General features: G+C 57.5%; 1 protein-coding gene. It reads left to right on the top strand.

The features are described from left to right. Positions 1-541: PKD domain-containing protein (locus NDK19_RS16850; protein ID WP_394801695.1), on the top strand; the 541-nt coding region annotated here is incomplete at both ends.

The following is a 541-nucleotide window of genomic DNA, read 5'->3' as shown; positions in this document are numbered from 1 at the left end:
ACACCTGCAAATGTTCAGACGTTGGTATCGGGTTTGGTACAGGGCACTTACGTATTTCGCCTGACGGCTACGGACAATGCAGGCGCAACGGCATCGGCCGATGTAAGCGTTACGGTAAATGTCGCCCCGAACCGCCCACCGGTAGTGAGTGCAGGCACTGCGCAAAGCATCACCTTGCCGACCAACAGCGCAACCTTAACAGGCAGCGCTTCCGACCCCGACGGCAGCATCGCCTCCGTTCGTTGGACACAGGTATCGGGGCCAAACACGGCTGCCATTGCCACACCTGCAAATGTTCAGACATCGGTATCGGGTTTGGTACAGGGCACTTACGTATTCCGCCTGACGGCTACGGACAATGCAGGTGCAACAGCATCGGCCGATGTAAACGTTACGGTAAATGCCGCAGCCAACCGTCCGCCCGTAGCCAATCCGGGCGCCAACCAGAGCATTACGTTGCCTGCAACACAGGTTGTATTTGACGGCAGACAGTCTTCCGACCCTGACGGCAGCATTACATCCTACCGATGGGAGCAGGTAG

The organism is Rhodoflexus caldus, from assembly GCF_021206925.1.
Lineage (GTDB): Bacteria > Bacteroidota > Bacteroidia > Cytophagales > Thermoflexibacteraceae > Rhodoflexus > Rhodoflexus caldus.
The sequence above is the reverse complement of the archived record's forward strand: the minus strand, read 5'-3'. Positions and strand labels throughout refer to the sequence as shown.